Here is a 17,200-nt window from a genome sequence, read left to right as displayed (position 1 = left end):
GTCACTCCTGAGCCAAAGCGGGTTGTTCAATGGGAGCCGGTTTACTGCGCAACATCGATAGCACCCACACAAAACAGATCGGTACAAACAACACACCCAGCAGTGTCGCGCTGAGCATGCCGCCGATCACCCCGGTACCGATTGCCCGCTGACTTGCAGCCCCTGCCCCGGTCGCCAGTGCTAGCGGCACCACACCGAGAATGAAGGCCATGGAGGTCATCACGATTGGCCGGAAGCGCAGCCGTGCAGCCTCGATCGCGGCGTCGCGCAGGCTGTAACCTTTTTCCCAGAGTTCCTTGGCGAACTCGACGATCAGAATCGCGTTCTTCGCCGCCAGCCCTATGATGGTGATCAAACCGACCTTGAAGTACACGTCGTTAGGCATGCCGGCGACCATCACCGCGAGTACCGCACCGATGGCGCCGATCGGCACAATCAGCATCACGGTCAACGGAATCGCCCAGCTCTCGTACAGCGCCACCAGCAGCAGGAACACCACCAGAATGGCCAGCGCAAACAGTTGCGTGGCCTGACCACTGGAGACCTTCTCCTGGTAGGACAAACCGGTCCACTCGTAGCTGAAACCGGCCGGCAACTGCGCGGCGATACGCTCCATTTCTGCCATGGCTTCACCGGTGCTGTAGCCCGGCCCGGCATCACCGACGATGCGCACCGACGGATAACCGTTGTAGCGCACTACCTGCACCGGACCTTCCTCCCAATGCGTGGTGACGAAAGCGCTGAGCGGCACCAGATCGCCCGCGCTGTTGTGTACGTACAGTTTGAGCACGCTTTCCGGAGTCATCCGGTCGCCCTGCTCGGCCTGCACCACTACGCGCTGCTGGCGGCCGGCATTGGTGAAGTCGTTGATCACCTCCGAACCGAAAGCGGCAGACAACGCACTGCTGATCGATTCAAAACTCACCCCCAGGGTGCGCGCCTTGTCACGGTCGATCACTACGCGCAATTGCGGCGACTCCGCCAGACCTTCCATCATCGCGTAGAGAATTTTCGGGTTGCCGTTGGCCTGACCAAGCACCTGATCACGAGCAGCGAGCAACGCTTCCCGACCCAGGCCGGCACGATCCTGCAGGCGTAGGGCGAAACCACCGGAGTTGCCCAGACCGTCAATCGGCGGCGGTGGCACGGCCATCACCGCACCGTCGTTGGCCACGGCAAATTGCTCGTTCAGCGCATTGACCTCTGCCATGGCCGATTGATCTTCGCCACGCTCCGACCAGTCCTTGAACACCGGGAATGCCAGCGCTGCGTTATCGCCCATCCCGGAGAAGCTGAAGCCGGACACCAGGAACGTCGACTGAACCGCGTCACGGGTAGCCAGGTAACGCTCCAGTTGTTCGCCAGTCGATTCGGTACGGGTACGGGTCGCGCCCGGCGGCAGCTGGACGTCGACGATCATGTAGCCCTGGTCCTCCACCGGCACAAACGATTCCGGCAGGCGCAGGTAGAAGTAACCGAGCATGGCGATAATGCCCAGGTACATCAACATCATCCGGCCGGAACGCGCCACCAGCCCGTTGTTCAGGACTGAATAGCGATCGGTGAGCTTGGCAAAGCCACGGTTGAAGGCGCCGAAGAAGCCGCGCTTTTCATGGTGCCCTTGTGGAATCGGCTTGAGCAGCGTGGCGCATAGCGCCGGGGTGAACGTCAGCGCGAGGAACCCGGAGAACAGAATCGACACCGCCAGCGATACCGAGAATTGCTGGTAGATCACACCGACCGAGCCGGACATGAATGCCAGCGGCATGAACACCGCCGACAGCACCAGGGTGATACCGATGATCGCGCCCGATACCTGCCCCATCGCTTTCACCGTGGCGTCGACCGGCGACAACCCCTCCTCGGCCATGATCCGTTCGACGTTCTCCACCACGACAATGGCGTCGTCCACCAGAATGCCGATGGCGAGCACCATGCCGAACATGGTCATCATGTTCACCGAGAAGCCCAGCACGTACATCATCAGCAGCGTGCCCAGCAGACACACCGGTACCACGATCGACGGAATCAAGGTGTAGCGGATGTTCTGGAGGAACAGGAACATCACTAGGAATACCAGGACCATCGCTTCGATCAGGGTATGAATAACCTTCTCGATCGCGACATCAACGAAACGCGAGGTGTCGTAAGGAACGGAATATTCCACGTCATCCGGGAAGTAGGCCGACAGTTCGGCCAGGCGCTGCTTGACCGCAGTTGCGGTCTGGATCGCGTTGGCGCCCGGCGACAACTGGATCGCCGCTGCCACGGCGGGTCTGCCATTCAGGCGCGAGTTGAAGTTGTAACTTTCCTGACCGATTTCCACGCGGGCGACGTCGCCCAGTTTGACCGTCGAACCGTCCTCGTTGGCACGCAGGACAATACGAGAGAATTCTTCCGGATTATCCAGCGTACCTTTCACCGCCAGGGTGGCGGTCAGTTCCTGCTGGCTGCTGGTCGGCGTACTGCCGAAGCTGCCAGCCGGCACTTGCACGTTCTGGCCACGGATGGCCGCGCTGACGTCGTCGATGGATAGCCCGTAGCCCACCAGTTTCTGCGGGTCGAGCCAGACGCGCATCGCCGCTTCAGAGGAGAAGAACTGCAGCTTGCCGACGCCCGGAACCCGGCGTAGCTCGTTGTTGATGTTGCGCGCGGCGTAGTCGCCCAATGCGGTGGTGTCACTGTGCTGGGTGCCTTCCTTATAGTTCAGCGCATAGATCAGCAGGAAACCGGCACTGGTTTGCTCCACCTCCAGACCTTGGGTCAGCACGGCTTGCGGCATCCGCGCTTCGGCTTTTTTCAAGCGGTTTTGCACATCAACCTGAGCGAGCTGCGGATCTGTGCCCGGCTGGAACGTCACTGCAATTTCGGCGATACCGTTGGAGTTGTTGGTCGACTCGAAATACAGCAGGTTCTTCGCACCGTTGAGCGACTCTTCGATCACGCTGGTGACCGAGTCCACCAGCACCTTCGCGGAGGCGCCGGGATAGGTCGCCGTCACCTTGATCTGCGGCGGCGCGACGTTGGGGTACTGCGCTACCGGCAGCATCGGAATGACCAGCAGACCGGCCAGAGAAATGAACAGCGCTACCACCCAGGCGAAGTTCGGGCGTTTGATAAAAAACAGAGACATCGGAATATCCTCGCGGCGACGGCGCCCTTACTGGTGCGACTCAGGCGACTGAGCCTGGGCTTGGGGCTGGGCGGGTACGACCTTGGCACCTGGTTGCAGGCCGCTCAGTCCGCTGACAATCACCTGATCGCCAGCCTTCAGGCCTTCACTGATCTGCCAGCGCGAACCCTGCATGGAACCGGTCGCCACATTGCGCGCTTCGGCGCGGCCGTCGGCGCCGACGACCATGACCTGCGCGCCGCCATCGCTGCCGCGCTGCACCGAGCGCTGGGGCACGAGAATGGCCTGTTTGTCGGTGCCTTGAGGCGTGCGCACGCGCACGAACATGCCCGGCAGCAACACGCCGTCGCTGTTGGCGAACTTGCCGCGTAATGACACCTGCCCGGTGCCGCGATCAACGGCGATATCGGTAAACATCAGTGCGCCCTGACGCTCAAAAGCGGTGCCGTCGACACGAATCGACAACGTCTTACTGTCATCAGCGGAGAGTTTTCCGCCATTGAGCGATTCGCGCAGGCGCAGCGCGTCGGCGGCCGACTGAGTGAAATCGACATAGACCGGATCAAGCTGTTGAATCCGCGCCATCAACGTCGCGTCCCCCTGACCGACCAACGCACCTTCGGTTACCAGTGCACGGCCGACACGCCCGGAAATCGGTGCAGTCACCGAAGCATAACCAAGGTTCAAGCGCGCGCTTTGCAGATCGGCCTGAGCCGAGCGCGTGGCCGCCTGGGCGCTGCGCAGGTCGGCCATGGCACTGTCGAAGTCTTGCTGGCTGACCGCCTCGACCTTCACCAACGGTTCATAGCGCTTGACCCGCGCCTGTGCCTCAAGTGCGACGGCCTGGGTGCGGGCCAATTCACCCTCTGCTCGCGACAAGGCCGCCTTTAGCGGCGCCGGGTCGATCTGGAACAGCAGGTCCCCGGCTTTGACATCCGCGCCCTCTTCAAAACGCTTTTGCATCACGATGCCTGGCACGCGCGCGCGCACCTCGGCGACTCGCATGGGCTCTACCCTGCCCGGCAAATCCGAAGTCAGAGCCAGAGGCTCCGTCTTTACTGCCAGCACCTCTACAGCACGCGCCACTTCGGCCACATCCGTTTGTTCATTCGACGGCCCACACCCGGCCAGCGCAATGGCCGCTGCCAGCGAGCCTGCCATCCCTATCGCACGCAAATTTCCCATCTCTCACCCAAGGCTTGATTGAACTTGGTGCGGATGCTACTTTGCAAACTCTAATGAGTCAACATTGTCTCATATGAGAATATTGTGATCCCTGTATAAACATCGCTAAAGGCGTGGTGATGACACCCAATTCCCATGATGAACAAATGCTCAAGTCGCTGACTATGGCGGTTGTCAATCGCCCCCGGGCGACAATGAAAGAGCTGGCGCAACTGGCGGGCATGAGTAAAGCGACCCTGCACCGCTACTGTGGGACACGGGAAAATCTAGGGCAGAGACTGGAGGAGTACGCCGAAAGTACGCTCAATCTGATTATCCGCAGCGCCGGTTTGCAGCACCTGCAGCCCTTGGACGCGCTGCGTCGATTGATCCGCGAGCACTTGGCTCATCGCGAATTGCTTGCCTTTCTTATGGCGCAATACCGCCCAGACTTCCTCGACTTCGAACGGGGTGACACACGCTGGCAGTTTTACCTGGCGGCGCTAGACGAGTTCTTCCTCAGAGGTCAGCAAAGAGGACTGTTTCGCATCGACATTACCGCAGCGATTTTTACCGAGCTGTTCATCACCCTGGTCTACGGCTTGGTGGATGCCGAACAGCGCGGGCGTGCAGCCAACGCCGAGTCGGCCCGAACGCTGGAGCAAATGTTCCTGCACGGAGCACTTTCTAGTGGCGAGTTCCGCGAGCACGCCTCTGTGCAGGAGCACGCTTCAGTCCTCAGAAATGCGTGAAGGCATCGCTGATGCTGGCAACCGGCGGGTGATTGGCATGATGAACAACATTGTGGTCAGCGGGCCGTGGCTGAACATACAGCGCACCCGAAATCAGCGCGACCACCAGCAAAGCGAACAGAAACCGACGCATCGTATACCTCCATCGTCCAGCCTTGGGCCGAACGCAGGTCTTTTGTTATTGGTCGTTCGAGTGTGGTCTCGGGACAAGGGTGAAAGCTTTGCATATCGCGCCAGAGATTTTGCATATCGTGCCAATACTTCTCAGGCCAAAGGCAGTATTTCATTCGAGAGGCTCAGATGATGTCCACAGTGCGTGGTGTTGCTTTGCTTGGTTTCAAGGCGTTTGCTACCAGTCAGGGGATTGATCCGGTTTCGGCGCTGGCGGAGGTAGACCTGCCCGAAGATCCGCTGAACGCTCAAATATCCGGCGCTCAATTCAATGCGTTGGTCCAGTTATGTGCGTTACGGTCGAGCAATCCCTTGTTCGGCTTACAGTTAGGCTTGCACCAAGGCACGCAAAGTCTAGGCACTCTGCTGTACGCCATGCGTAACGCGGCCAATGTGGGCGAATCGCTGAATCTGCTGACACGCTATTTCCATATACACAGTGACGGCGCACTAGTGCGCCTTGAACGCCGAGGCGGCAGTGCCCTTCTTGTGTACGAAGTCATTGACGGTACGTTGTCCTCAGTACATCAGACAGTGGAACTGGCGATGGGAGTTGCCGCATGCTTGCTCCGCGAACTGCTAGGGTACGCCTGGAAACCGAGAGCTCTGATGTTGCGCCACAGCGCTCCGGCCAGCCGCATTGCCTATCGCACGCTGCTGGGTGTCCCTCCGTGCTTTGACAGCACCGTCAATGCCTGGGTTTTCGATGAGTCATTACTGGCGAGACCTCTCGGAGCTACAGACGTCAGGTGTCAACTATTAGCCCAGCAACAGATCGACGAGTTAGCGCGCGTAACACTGCAAGAATTACCGTCTTATGTGCAAAAAAGGCTACGCAATGAGCTTGCCAATGGTCCGGTCACCCTTCGCGACATGGCCAAGTACATGATGATCAGCCCGCGCACCTTGCAACGCTATCTTCGGGCACAAAACACGCGATTTCAGGAGCTGCTGGACGAAACGCGCCAGACGATGGCCGCACGCTACCTCTGCGACTCATCGATCAGCCTGACACAGCTGGCAGGTATGTTGGGTTATGCCGACCTGAGCACCTTTTCCCGGGCTTTCACGCGCTGGAATGGCGTCAGCCCGCAGAAGTGGAAGCAGCGCATGCAACAAACTCTTGGGTAAAAAATGGCGTCCAATCCATTCATTCGTGCAATCAGTCTGACAGGGTTCGATCAATTTGCCCGGCGTCAGGGTCTGGACCCGAGCCGTATACTGCGACAGGCCCGTGTGCCTGCGATGTCGCTGCAGCGCCCGGAAGATATCCTCTCCTTCCAACAATATTGCAGCTTGTTGCAAATGTGCCGGCAGCGTTCGAATAACGCATTGTTCGGCCTGGAATTCGGGCTCCACCAAGGTGTCGACGTCTTCGGTGATATGTTTTTCCTGATCCACAACGCTCGAACCATCGGCGATGCATTGCTCGAACTGCGCGCGAATTTCGGGCTGTACAACGGCGCGGCACAGGTTGATTTGGAGGTTGTCGAAGGCGTCGCGTTGCTGAGTTATCGAACCGATGAGATGTCGATTGTCGGATTGCCTCAAGCAGAAGAACTGGCGTGTGGTGTCGGTTTAAAACTGATGCTCACGTTGGCCGGGGATCAATGGCAACCTGAGGCGGTAATGCTTCGTCATCCGCCCCTTGCCGATGAGTGGGGCTATCGCCAGGCACTGGGTATTACACCAACGTTCTCAGCAGCACATACTGGTCTGCTATTTGACGCATGCGTGCTGGCGCAACCACTGGATCGCTCCAGCGAAGCACTACATCAGATTCTTGCTACACATCTATCAGGTATAGAGCGCTTGTCGACAGACGTGATGCCTGGCTACGTCAGGCAATTGCTGCGTAACTTGTTGCCCAGCGGACGTGCAACGATCGACAAGGTGGCCGATTGCATGGCAGTCACCCCAAGAACCTTGCAGCGCCACTTGGCTCAAGAAAATACGTCTTTTCAGCAGTTGCTGGATGAGACTCGCCAACAACTGGCACGCAATTACCTGCTGGTTCCGACAGTCAGTCTTACACACGTGGCGCATCTGCTGGGTTACGCCGATGTCAGCACTTTTTCGCGGGCGTTTCATCGCTGGTTTGGTATGTCTGCGCTTGAGTGGTGCAGCCAGTCGGGGGTGAGCAGGCAGCCTTTATTGATTACGAGCCGGATGAAAGATCAGCTTTGAGCGGAGCGACCCAGCCCCTGCGTTTGCGGGGAAGACAAACCACGTCCAATGGCTCGTCTTGCGGCCCGCGCGCAGCTCGTCCATGACCCGACTGAACACCCGGCGCTGCGCCTCGACGAAACGGGACAGATTGAACGAATCCTGCATTATTCGCTCCTCCTACGATGAGCGCGTCGGTAATCTCAGTTCAGCGCACAGTCCGCCGCCTTCGCGGTTTCTCAAGGTCAGGGTGCCGCCGAGGGCTTGTGCCAGTTGCTGGGCGATAGCCAGGCCCAGGCCCGTGCCGCCGGTGCTGCGGTTGCGCGAATTTTCCACGCGGTAAAATGGCTCAATCACACGGGCCAGCTCCTCTTCGGCAATGCCGGGACCACGATCCATCACGGTCACCGAGAGGCTGTCGCCCTCCTTCGGCTCGACCCGCAGTTGCGCTGCACCGGCGAATTTGAGCGCGTTATCCGTGAGGTTTACTAGCACTCGGCGCAGCGCGTGGGGCCGCGTGTGAATCACTGCGTTGCTTTTGCCGCTGAGCTGCACGTCCTTGCCCATGTCCTGGTAGTCGAACACGAGGCTGTCGAGGAATGAATCAAGATCGGTACGGCGGCTTTCCTCGGTGGCGCCATGCACGCTGCGGGCATAGGCAACGCCTTCACGCACCAGATGTTCCATCTCGCCGAGGTCATTCCACAATTTGTCTTTGTCACCGCAGTCGTCCATCAACTCGGCACGCAGCTTCATGCGCGTGATCGGGGTTTGCAGGTCGTGGGAAATCGCCGCCAGCAGTTGCATGCGTTCTTTCAGATAGGCCGCAATGCGCGCCTGCATGGCATTGAAGGCGATGGCAGCGTGTGCGACTTCGGTCGGGCCTTGTTCATCCAGATGCACCGGGTGAGTGTTGGGATCAAGGTTTTCCACGGCCTGGGCCAGGCGGGTCAGCGGGCGTATGGCAATACGCACAGCCAGCCACGTGCATAGAATCATCAAGGCCAACTGGCCCAGCAAAACCACCGGCAGCCACGGCGACAACGGCACCATCGAGGGGCGCACGTCGATGGTCACCGGGCTGCCGTCGGCCAGTTTCAGATGGACCTGGAAATGTTTGATAGCCCCGGGAATGTCTGTCACGGTCATCGGGTAATCCTTGCCGATGGCCTCCTTGATCGAGGTCACTGCAATCGGCGTGTCACGCAGAGCGACGCCTGGCGAGCCTTCGCCGAGCAAATAGCGGTAATTGCGTCGATCCAGTTGTTTCAACCAACTCATGCGTTCCTCGGCGGGCAAGCGGTCAAGGATGGCAATGGACGTCGATACATCGGTTTCCAGGTTACCGAGCATGGTGTTTTTCGCGGTTTCGTAACGCTCGTAATACTGCACGCCGAAGGACAAGGCCTGCGCCAGGGTCAGCCCTACCAGAAAGATCAGCGACAGCCGCGAGATGAGGGTACGAGGCCAATGCAGCGAAGGCTTCATGCCGGTGCTCCAAGCACTTGCACCGGCAGCGAGAAGACATACCCCTCGCTGCGTACGGTTTTGATGTAAGCCGGCTCGCGAGCATCGTCAAGCAGGCGTTGGCGCAGGCGGCTGACCAGCAGATCAATGGAACGGTCGAACAGGTCGGCGTCACGGCCCTGGGTCAGGTTGAGCAACTGGTCGCGATTGAGTACCCGTTGCGGATGGTCGAGGAACACCCGCAGCAGGCGATATTCAGCGCCGCTGAGGGCGACCATGGTGCCGTCTTCATCAAGCAGATGGCGGGCGGAGGTGTCCAGGCGCCAGCGCCCGAACCCCAGCAACCTTCCGGTTTCGGTAACGACCAGGTTGGGCGGCAGCATGCGCGTACGGCGCAGCACAGCGTTGATGCGCGCCAGCAATTCACGGGCGGCGAACGGCTTGACCAGGTAATCGTCGGCGCCCATTTCCAAGCCGATGATGCGATCGGTTTCGTCGTTGCGGGCGGTCAGCATCAGCACCGGCGTGGCCTTGTGTTTGCCGGCGCGAATGTCGCGGCAGAGCACCAGGCCATCGTCGCCGGGCATCATGATGTCCAGCACGATCAGGTCTACCGGCGTGGCCTCGAGAAACGAGCGCATCTGGCGGCCATCGGCAACCACGGTGGTCCGCAGGCCGTTCTTCTTCAGGTAGTTGCCTACCATCTCTCGAATCTCACGGTCATCGTCCACGATGAGGATGTGATCAACGTGTTCCATGGGCCAAGCCTCTGTCATTGGAAATTGCGGCTCAGTCTATAGAGGCTGAGCCCGTTCGCCCGCGGCGGTTTGTATTGCAGTGTATCTGCTGTGGCGAAGGATACATGCAGAGGCAAAAACAACAATTTCCTAGGTTTTGTATGGCTGTGTATCGGGACGGGGTCCTGATACGAACCGATTTATCCGCGCCTGTTTTTGACACAGACGAGATACCTCGCGGGCTTCTAATGAGCCACATCGAGGCCAACCCTAGCGCCTCGGCTCAACCGAACGACCCAACCCATGAAGCCTTGAGGAAACGACCATGAACACCAATACCCTCTATGCCACTTGCCTGTTTGCCGCCCTGAATATCTGCACCTTCTCGGCCCGCGCCGAAGCCGACGTCACGCCGCAGACCTACACCTACGGCACGCACCTGGACATCCAGAAAGTGGTGGCATTGACACAGGATGCCGGGGCTGCCTGCGGCATTGTCGATGCCCAGCTGACCTACCTGAATTCGCAGGGCAAGACCGAGATCTTGAACTACCGCAAATTTGCCGAATGCCACAGCGATAACTGAGCCCTGCCCACATTTCATCAGGAGACCCTTATGTTCCTCATCGCATTCCTGGGCGGCTTATTGACCGTCCTCAGCCCTTGTATCCTGCCGGTCGTGCCATTTCTGTTCGCCGGTATCGACCGCACACGCTCCTCGATCCTGCTTACCCTTGGTGGCATGGTTCTGACCTTCGCGCTGATTTCCAGCCTGGCCGTGGTCAGCAGTGAATGGGTGATTCAGGCCAACAACGCCGGGCGTCATGTGGCACTGGTGGTGATGGCGCTGTTTGCCTTGTCGCTGATCTCGGCACGAATCAGTGGCTGGCTGGCCAGCCCGTTCGTGTTACTGGGCAATCGCCTCGACCCCCAGACGCGCAAAATGTCCGGGCCGCTGGGTTCACTGATGATCGGCGTCGCCACCGGCCTGCTCTGGGCGCCGTGCGCCGGGCCTATCCTCGGGGTGATCCTTACCGGCGCCATGCTGCAAGGCGCCAATGCGCAAACCAGCCTGCTGCTGGTGGCCTACGGCCTGGGCAGTGCACTGTCGTTGGGTACGCTGATTTTCGCCGGACGCGGTTTAGTCAATCGCCTGAAGGCCTCGATTCCGGTCACTGGTTGGCTGCGGCGCGTCACCGGTTTTGCGGTCCTGGCCGCAGCGCTGATGATTTCTACCGGTGCCGACAAGACGCTGTTGGCCGGGGCGTCGTCCGAAGGCGTCAGCGTGCTGGAAAAAGGCGTGCTGCAAAGCGTCCCCAAAGTCGTCGAATACTTGGTAAGCAAGGCCAAGGCCGAACCCACCCTCGACAACGCCCAAGGCCCGATGCCGTCGCTGTCCGGCGCGGTGGAATGGCTCAATTCGCCCGCGCTGACCAGTGAATCGCTCAGAGGCAAAGTGGTGCTCGTCGATTTCTGGACTTACGACTGCATCAATTGCCAGCACACCCTGCCGTACGTGAAGGACTGGGCGCGGAAGTACGAGAAGGATGGCTTGGTGGTAATCGGCGTCCACACCCCGGAATACGGTTTTGAACGCATCATCAGCAATGTCAGGGATGAGGTGAAAAAGCTCGGCATCACTTACCCGGTAGCCATCGATAACAACTACGCGATCTGGCGCAACTTCGATAACCAGTACTGGCCCGCGCACTACCTGATCGACGCCAAAGGGCAAGTGCGTTTCACCCACTTCGGAGAAGGTCGCTACGAGACGCAGGAAAAGATGATTCAGCAACTGCTGCAGGAGGCGAAAGCTCCAGCCGCGTAACCCTTGAAAACCCATGGCCCACAGGCAACGTGCTGTGGGCCATTAGCTTTTTCTCCTGCGGCCTGGGTTGCGCGACCACCCTCTCCCGCCAACCCCAGGCTAATCTGACACGATGCTTTTGGCCTCAAGAAATGCTTCCAGCCCAAAGACTCCAAACTCCCGGCCGACACCGGACTGCTTTACCCCGCCGAACGGCGCCAGCAGCTCTGGCGAAATTCTGTTGATCAACACCGAGCCGGCCTGCAGCTGGGTCGCCAGGCGTTGGGCACGTTCCGGTTGCCGGGTAAACACATAAGCCTGCAAACCGTAGAGACTGGCATTGGCAATAGCGATCGCCTGTTCTTGCGAGTCATACGCAATGATCGATAGCACCGGGCCGAAAATCTCCTCTTGCGCGATGTCCATGTCATTGCTGACGTCGGCAAAGACCGTAGGCCTGACGAAATAGCCCTTGTCCAAGCCGGTCGGCCTGCCCTCCCCGCCGATAATCAACGTCGCGCCTTGCGCCTGCCCGCGGCGGATGAAAGCTTGTACGCGGTCGAATTGGGCGCGATTGACCAGCGGCCCGAGAGCAGTGGCCGGATCCTGCGGATCGCCGACGACCATCGCTTCAACCAGGCTTTTCACGCGCTTGATAATGTCCTCGGCGTGCGAGCGTGGCACCAGCAGACGTGTGCCTGCGACACATGCCTGACCGTTGTTCATGAACGCAGCATTCAGAGCCAGGGGAATGGCGATGTCGAGATCGGCGTCATCCAGGATGATAGAGGCCGACTTCCCCGTGAGCGACAGGCTCACTCGCTTCATGGTCTCGATTCCGGCACGTGCAATGAGCTTTCCGGTGGCGGTGGACCCGGTGAATGAAATTTTCGCGATGAGTGGGCTGGCGCTGATTTCGTCACCCACATCACTGCCGCGTCCCAACAGAATATTGAAAACCCCGTTGGGCAACTCTGCGCGATGCAGCGCTTGGGCGAGAACGGTGGTTTGCAAGGGGCTCAACTCGCTCGGTTTGATGACCGAGGCACAACCCGCCGCGATGGCCGATGCCAGTTTGCTGCATATCGTCCCGGCGGTGCTGTTCCAGGGGGCAAACAGCGCCGCGACTCCGACCGGCTCCATCACCACGGTAGCGTCACCGACCGAACGACTCAGGTCGAAGTGTTTCAACACCTGCGCCGCATTGGTAAATGACTGTGAAGCGTAGCGACTGACCCATTGCGCACGGGCAAACGGCGCACCGTACTCTTCGATGGCGGTATCGCGAATTTCATTCGTGCTCGCCAGCACGGCAGCCTGCAACTGCTCGAGCATGTCGATACGCTCGGCCTTGGAGGTGCGGCCCATCGCGACTTGAGCATGCGAAGCCGCCGCGACCGCGCGCCTGGCATCTTCACGATCAGCCAGAGTGAGCGTACCGATGACCGCCTCGGTAGCCGGATTGATGCATTGCACCGTTTCATTGCCATGAACGGGAACGAATGCTCCGTCAATGTAACTGTGGTTGATCTTCCACATCGTGGCGTACCTGATTGATTGCGGTTGCCCGCGATAAGCACAACGCCCGGTATGCCCAGGCGTTGGCCGCGTCGAATACCCCTCTCTCCCGCGTTTCAGCGTTGCACAAGTTCAAAACGAAACCCGCCGGGCGACGTGCAAAACTCGCCTCGGCGTAGAGCGCTGAAAACGCCGCTTCGCCCTTGGCGTGTCATTTCGCCGTGGCGGCTTTTTCGATGAGGCGGGCAACCGGTTCCGGGTTCGAAACCATCACCACATGTGAAGCGCCCTTGACCACTTCCACGACTTTGGCAGCGGCGCGCTTGGCCATGAATGCCATGGCTTGCGGGGGAATGTTCTTGTCCTTGTCGCCGTAGATGTACCAGGACGGAATATGCTTCCAGGCAGGGCTGCCGGATGCTTCGTTGAGCGCCGCTTCCGTTACCGGGCGTTGGGTGGCGGCCATCAATGCCGCCTCTTTCGCGGGGACGTCAGCGGCGAACTGGTTGTGAAATTTATCCTGCTGGATGTACAAGTCCTTGCCCCCATCGGCCAACGGTACAGGCGCAGCCAGCGTTGGACCCAGCGTGCTGCCCGGGAATTTGCCGGCCAGCCCGGCGACGGTTTCCCCGGCCTCAGGTGCAAACGCACTGACGTAAACCAGGGCTTTGACGTTTGCATGATCGTTGGCCGCATCACTGATAACGTTGCCGCCATAGGAGTGGCCGACCAACACCACCGGCGAATGAATGCTCGTCAGCAATGCCGAGATTGCCGAACCATCGCTCTTTACACCGCGCAATGGGTTGGCAGCGGCAACCACCGGGTAACCGTCCTTCTCGAGAATCTTCACGACGCCATTCCAACTCGACGCATCGGCAAAGGCGCCATGTACGAGCACAATCGTGGGTTTTTCAGTTTGCGACCAGGCGTGTGTCGCCATGCTCAGGCTGACGGCGACGGCCAGTGCGGTTAATACTTTTTTCATTGTTGACTCCGGGTTTGACGGGAAATCAGGGAGCGAAGCGCGTGAAGACAAAGTCGTGATTACGCACTCGCGCCTGGTGACAGGCGAAGCAGGTTTCGTGTTGGGCTTCATCGGCCGGTTTACCGTTGATAAACCGCCCGAATCCCCAGCCACCGGTTGCTGCATATCTTTTCGAGTCCTTGACCATCACCTGCACGGTGGTGGCCGGCCCCGGGATGGACGCCGGCTCGAATTCCGGAGACTGCACATGTTTCCAGGCCAGCTTTACCAGCACCGTGCCATCAGGGAACGGCAGCGTTGAATCCTGATAAGCCTTGATGGCCAAGTCATTGCCCACCACGGCTCGCAGTTCGTTCAGGGGGGCCGCTTCCTGCGCCGGCGCAATCAGCGGCCATAGGCGGTAGTTTTCAGGCAGTTTCACGCCATAGATCGGCGAGGCGTCGCCCTTACTGGCGTCGCCCGCGGCAACACCGGTAGCCGTCAACGCTGCGATTGCAATGGCAGCCGACATCGCGGCCAGAAATTTCAGCTTCATTCTCGCCATCCTCTCAGCCGGTTTTCAAAGATGATCGGCGTCGATCACCGCCTGGGCGAAGGCTTTCGGCGCTTCCTGCGGCAAGTTGTGGCCTACTCCACCGGTGATCAATCGGTACTCATACTTGCCAGTGAAGCGCTTGGCGTACGCTTCGGCAGGTGGATGCGGTGCGCCGTTCGCATCACCTTCCAGGGTGATGGTGGGCACGCTGATGGATGGAAATGCCGCGAGTTTCTTCTCCAGCGCGTCGTATCTGGCCTCGCCCTTGACCAACCCCAGGCGCCAGCGATAGTTGAAAATCGACACGGCCACGTGATCAGGGTTTTGCAAGGACGCCGCGCTGCGCTCATAAGTGGCGTCGTCGAAATTCCACTGTGGCGACGCCAGCTTCCAGATGAGCTTGGCGAAGTCATGGGTGTTTTTCTCGTAGCCCAGGCGCCCACGCTCGGTCGCGAAGTAGAACTGGTACCACCACTGCAGTTCGGCGGCTGGCGGCAATGGCGCCTTGCCTGCCTCTTGGCTGCCTATCAGGTAACCGCTCACAGCGACCAGGGCTTTCACTCTTTCCGGCCACAGTGCCGCAACGATATCCGCAGTGCGGGCGCCCCAGTCAAAGCCACCCAGCACCGCGGTCTTGATCTTCAGCGCGTCCATGAAGTCGATCAGGTCGGTCGCCAGCGCAGCAGGTTGACCATTGCGAGCAGTCTTGGCCGAGAGAAAATGCGTATCGCCATAACCACGCGCAGAAGGGATCAACACTCGATATCCCTTGCCCGCCAAAGCAGGAGCGACATCAGCGTATGCGTTGATATCGTAGGGCCAGCCGTGCAACAAAATGACCACAGGACCATCGGCTGGGCCGAGTTCCGCGTAGGAAACGTTCAGCAGCCCCGCTTTCACATGCTTAAGTGCACCGAGAGAGGTGTGAGCTCCCGGGGTGATAGCCCCAATGGTGGACGCGGGTACATCAGCCGCGCTGGCTTGGGAAAAACCGACAGCCACCGCCGCGAATTGCAGCACCGCTGCTGCCAACAGCGATGGGGCAAGACCCCGCAGGCGGCTGGATTTATTTTGATTCTTCAGCAAGGTCATCTCCATGGTATTTCTCCGTAGCGAGCCGCCGAATAGCGGCCAGGTGTGTTGGCTGGGTTGCGTGTGAGCTACTGGGCTGTCTTCGTTGCGCTCAGCTTGGCGCGCAGCGGCCGGAAGGCCTCCCGCAACTCTTCGCTGAACAATTGAGGTTGCTCCCAGGAAGCGAAGTGGCCACCCTTGTTAACCTCGCTGTAGTAGGAAAGTGATGGGTAAGCGCGTTGCGCCCAGCTTTTTGGCGCCTGATAGATCTCGTGCGGGAAGACCGTGATCGCCACCGGCACCTTGATGCTTGCGGTGTTCTGCGCGGCAGCGCTGAAATTGTTGTTGTTGTTTTCCCAGTAGAAACGCGATGACGATGCGCCTGCGTTCGTCAGCCAGTACAGGCTGATATCGTCCAGCATCTCGTCACGGCTCAATACCCGTTCAGGCTGGCCATCACTGTCCGTCCACGCGGCGATTTTTTCGTACATCCACGCCGCAGTTCCGGTAGGCGAATCGGCCAGCAGGTAACCGATAGTCTGCGGGCGCGTAACCATCATCGCGCCGTATGCTGCATTGCGGCCGAAGAAGGTGCTCAAGGAATCAAACGCCTTGCGTTCAGGCTCAGTGAGCCCGACAGGGGCCGGGTCACCACTATTGATCGGCTTGACCAATTCGGGCGGGATGGTGGCCGGCATGTTCAAGTGAATGCCCAACAGCCCCGGCGGATTCAGGCGGCCCAATGCATCCGATATGACCGAACCGTGATCTCCGCCCTGGGAAACATAGTGGGTATAACCCAGACGCTTGATGAGCACATCCCAAGCCTTCGCGACCCGATCCGGCCCCCAGCCCAATTCAGTTGGCTTACCGGAAAAACCGTGTCCCGGAATCGATGGAATGATCACGTCGAACGAATCTTCAACCTTACCGCCGTAAGCAACGGGATCCGTCAGCGGGCCGATCGTCTTCAGGAACTCAAACTGTGAGCCAGGCCATCCGTGTGTCAGAAGCAGCGGCATCGCGTTGGGGTTTGGCGAGCGAACATGGATGAATTGAATATCCACGCCGTCGATAGTCGTGATGAATTCAGGCAGCGCATTGAGCTTCGCTTCGGCCTTGCGCCAGTCATAGCCGCTGCCCCAATACTTCACCAGCGCCTGGACCTGGGCCAACTGCACGCCTTGGGAAACGTCATTGACGGTCTCTTTGTCCGGCCAGCGGGTCGCCGCAATGCGCTTTTTCAGATCGGTCAATTGCGCTTCATCGACGTGAATTCGATAAGGTCTAATCGATTCGGGACTGGTCGAGGCCGAGCTGGCAACTGACGCATCGGCGGCCGGGCCAGCAGCCCAGGCACCACCGCTGCCGGCTATCAGGGCCAATCCCAAAGCGCCCATTCTCACGGAAGAAGCCATACAATGGCGCCAGGTGAAACCGAACGTAGCTGCAGGCATTTTGAATTTCCTATAAGTCATTGGTCGACAACGTCGCGAAACGCGCAGAGATAGCCGCGAGTTAAATGAGTCATCCATTGGAGAAGGTTTGCGCCTTCTCGATGGGTTCATTTAAAGCCCCGTAGGTATCCCGTATGTGTCATCAACCGACTTAAAGGAATCGCTGTGTATCTATCCAAAGCGCAGATACAAAACGATACAAATGCACCAATCGCTGTTAAAGACAGGGTTCCA

Annotated in this window: 16 protein-coding genes and 1 pseudogene; 5 read left to right on the top strand and 12 right to left on the bottom strand. The window is 59.2% G+C overall.

The features are described from left to right. Position 1: 1 nt before the first annotated feature. Together AC1RAC_RS00395 and AC1RAC_RS00390 are read right to left on the bottom strand one after the other, a co-directional pair. Positions 2-3,133 carry a multidrug efflux RND transporter permease subunit gene (locus tag AC1RAC_RS00395; protein WP_492615990.1) on the bottom strand — a complete coding sequence of 1,044 codons (3,132 nt, stop codon included), beginning with the start codon at positions 3,131-3,133 and terminating at the stop codon, positions 2-4. A gap of 27 nt (positions 3,134-3,160) precedes the next feature. Continuing rightward, a complete protein-coding gene (locus AC1RAC_RS00390) occupies positions 3,161-4,318 on the bottom strand; it encodes a MexC family multidrug efflux RND transporter periplasmic adaptor subunit (protein ID WP_072446643.1) in 1,158 nt (385 codons plus the stop codon). Between the two features lie 119 nt (positions 4,319-4,437). Between AC1RAC_RS00390 and AC1RAC_RS00385 the strand changes: the two genes are divergently transcribed. Continuing rightward, positions 4,438-5,049, top strand: a complete 612-nt coding sequence (locus AC1RAC_RS00385; RefSeq protein WP_054898511.1) for a TetR/AcrR family transcriptional regulator — start codon at positions 4,438-4,440, stop codon at positions 5,047-5,049. Here the strand turns inward: AC1RAC_RS00385 and AC1RAC_RS00380 are convergent. Then, positions 5,036-5,182, bottom strand: a complete 147-nt coding sequence (locus AC1RAC_RS00380; RefSeq protein ID WP_169918921.1) for a hypothetical protein — start codon at positions 5,180-5,182, stop codon at positions 5,036-5,038. The genes AC1RAC_RS00385 and AC1RAC_RS00380 overlap by 14 nt on opposite strands. Positions 5,183-5,352: 170 nt before the next feature. Between AC1RAC_RS00380 and AC1RAC_RS00375 the strand changes: the two genes are divergently transcribed. Together AC1RAC_RS00375 and AC1RAC_RS00370 are read left to right on the top strand one after the other, a co-directional pair. Next, positions 5,353-6,351, top strand: coding sequence for an AraC family transcriptional regulator (locus AC1RAC_RS00375; protein WP_256220261.1), 999 nt, complete (start codon positions 5,353-5,355; stop codon positions 6,349-6,351). 3 nt (positions 6,352-6,354) lie between these two features. After that, on the top strand, positions 6,355-7,407 hold the full coding sequence (locus AC1RAC_RS00370) for an AraC family transcriptional regulator (RefSeq protein WP_492615989.1): 1,053 nt from the start codon (positions 6,355-6,357) through the stop codon (positions 7,405-7,407). On the opposite strand, the gene AC1RAC_RS00365 is transcribed toward AC1RAC_RS00370, so the two are convergent. From AC1RAC_RS00365 to AC1RAC_RS00355, 3 genes are read right to left on the bottom strand one after another with little or no spacing between them, the layout of a single operon-like run. Continuing rightward, positions 7,372-7,554 (bottom strand): DUF1810 family protein, encoded by a 183-nt coding sequence (locus AC1RAC_RS00365; RefSeq protein WP_374225741.1) that lies wholly within the window; start codon positions 7,552-7,554, stop codon positions 7,372-7,374. The genes AC1RAC_RS00370 and AC1RAC_RS00365 overlap by 36 nt on opposite strands. Positions 7,555-7,566: 12 nt before the next feature. Continuing rightward, the gene (locus AC1RAC_RS00360) at positions 7,567-8,874 is read right to left on the bottom strand and encodes a sensor histidine kinase (RefSeq protein WP_181124330.1); all 1,308 of its coding nucleotides are present in this window, start codon (positions 8,872-8,874) and stop codon (positions 7,567-7,569) included. Then, entirely contained in the window at positions 8,871-9,611 is a 741-nt protein-coding gene (locus AC1RAC_RS00355) for a response regulator (RefSeq protein ID WP_032897330.1), read from the bottom strand. Before AC1RAC_RS00355 ends, AC1RAC_RS00360 begins: the two co-directional genes overlap by 4 nt. A gap of 304 nt (positions 9,612-9,915) precedes the next feature. On the opposite strand from AC1RAC_RS00355, the gene AC1RAC_RS00350 reads away from it, so the two are divergent. Next, positions 9,916-10,176: a DUF2790 domain-containing protein gene (locus AC1RAC_RS00350; RefSeq protein WP_014718446.1), complete on the top strand. Its 261-nt coding sequence runs from the start codon at positions 9,916-9,918 to the stop codon at positions 10,174-10,176. A gap of 30 nt (positions 10,177-10,206) precedes the next feature. Next, the gene (locus tag AC1RAC_RS00345) at positions 10,207-11,418 is read left to right on the top strand and encodes a cytochrome c biogenesis protein DipZ (protein WP_492615988.1); all 1,212 of its coding nucleotides are present in this window, start codon (positions 10,207-10,209) and stop codon (positions 11,416-11,418) included. 99 nt (positions 11,419-11,517) lie between these two features. On the opposite strand, the gene AC1RAC_RS00340 is transcribed toward AC1RAC_RS00345, so the two are convergent. The 6 genes and pseudogenes from AC1RAC_RS00340 to AC1RAC_RS00315 form a co-directional block, all read right to left on the bottom strand. After that, positions 11,518-12,936, bottom strand: coding sequence for an aldehyde dehydrogenase family protein (locus tag AC1RAC_RS00340; protein WP_492615987.1), 1,419 nt, complete (start codon positions 12,934-12,936; stop codon positions 11,518-11,520). Positions 12,937-13,036: 100 nt separating this feature from the next. Next, positions 13,037-13,114: pseudogene (locus tag AC1RAC_RS00335) on the bottom strand (creatininase family protein); the annotation flags it as partial. A gap of 12 nt (positions 13,115-13,126) precedes the next feature. Then, complete coding sequence (locus tag AC1RAC_RS00330) at positions 13,127-13,903, bottom strand: alpha/beta fold hydrolase (protein WP_054898503.1); 777 nt, start codon at positions 13,901-13,903, stop codon at positions 13,127-13,129. Between the two features lie 25 nt (positions 13,904-13,928). After that, positions 13,929-14,438, bottom strand: a complete 510-nt coding sequence (locus AC1RAC_RS00325; protein ID WP_054898502.1) for a cytochrome P460 family protein — start codon at positions 14,436-14,438, stop codon at positions 13,929-13,931. Between the two features lie 24 nt (positions 14,439-14,462). After that, positions 14,463-15,536, bottom strand: coding sequence for an alpha/beta fold hydrolase (locus AC1RAC_RS00320; protein WP_492615986.1), 1,074 nt, complete (start codon positions 15,534-15,536; stop codon positions 14,463-14,465). Positions 15,537-15,598: 62 nt separating this feature from the next. Beyond that, positions 15,599-16,966 (bottom strand): epoxide hydrolase family protein, encoded by a 1,368-nt coding sequence (locus AC1RAC_RS00315; RefSeq protein ID WP_492615985.1) that lies wholly within the window; start codon positions 16,964-16,966, stop codon positions 15,599-15,601. Positions 16,967-17,200: the final 234 nt, after the last annotated feature.

It is taken from the genome of Pseudomonas sp. GW823-FHT02F05 (genome assembly GCF_058797315.1).
Note: the sequence above shows the minus strand (reverse complement) of the source record. Positions and strands in the feature narration are given on the sequence as shown.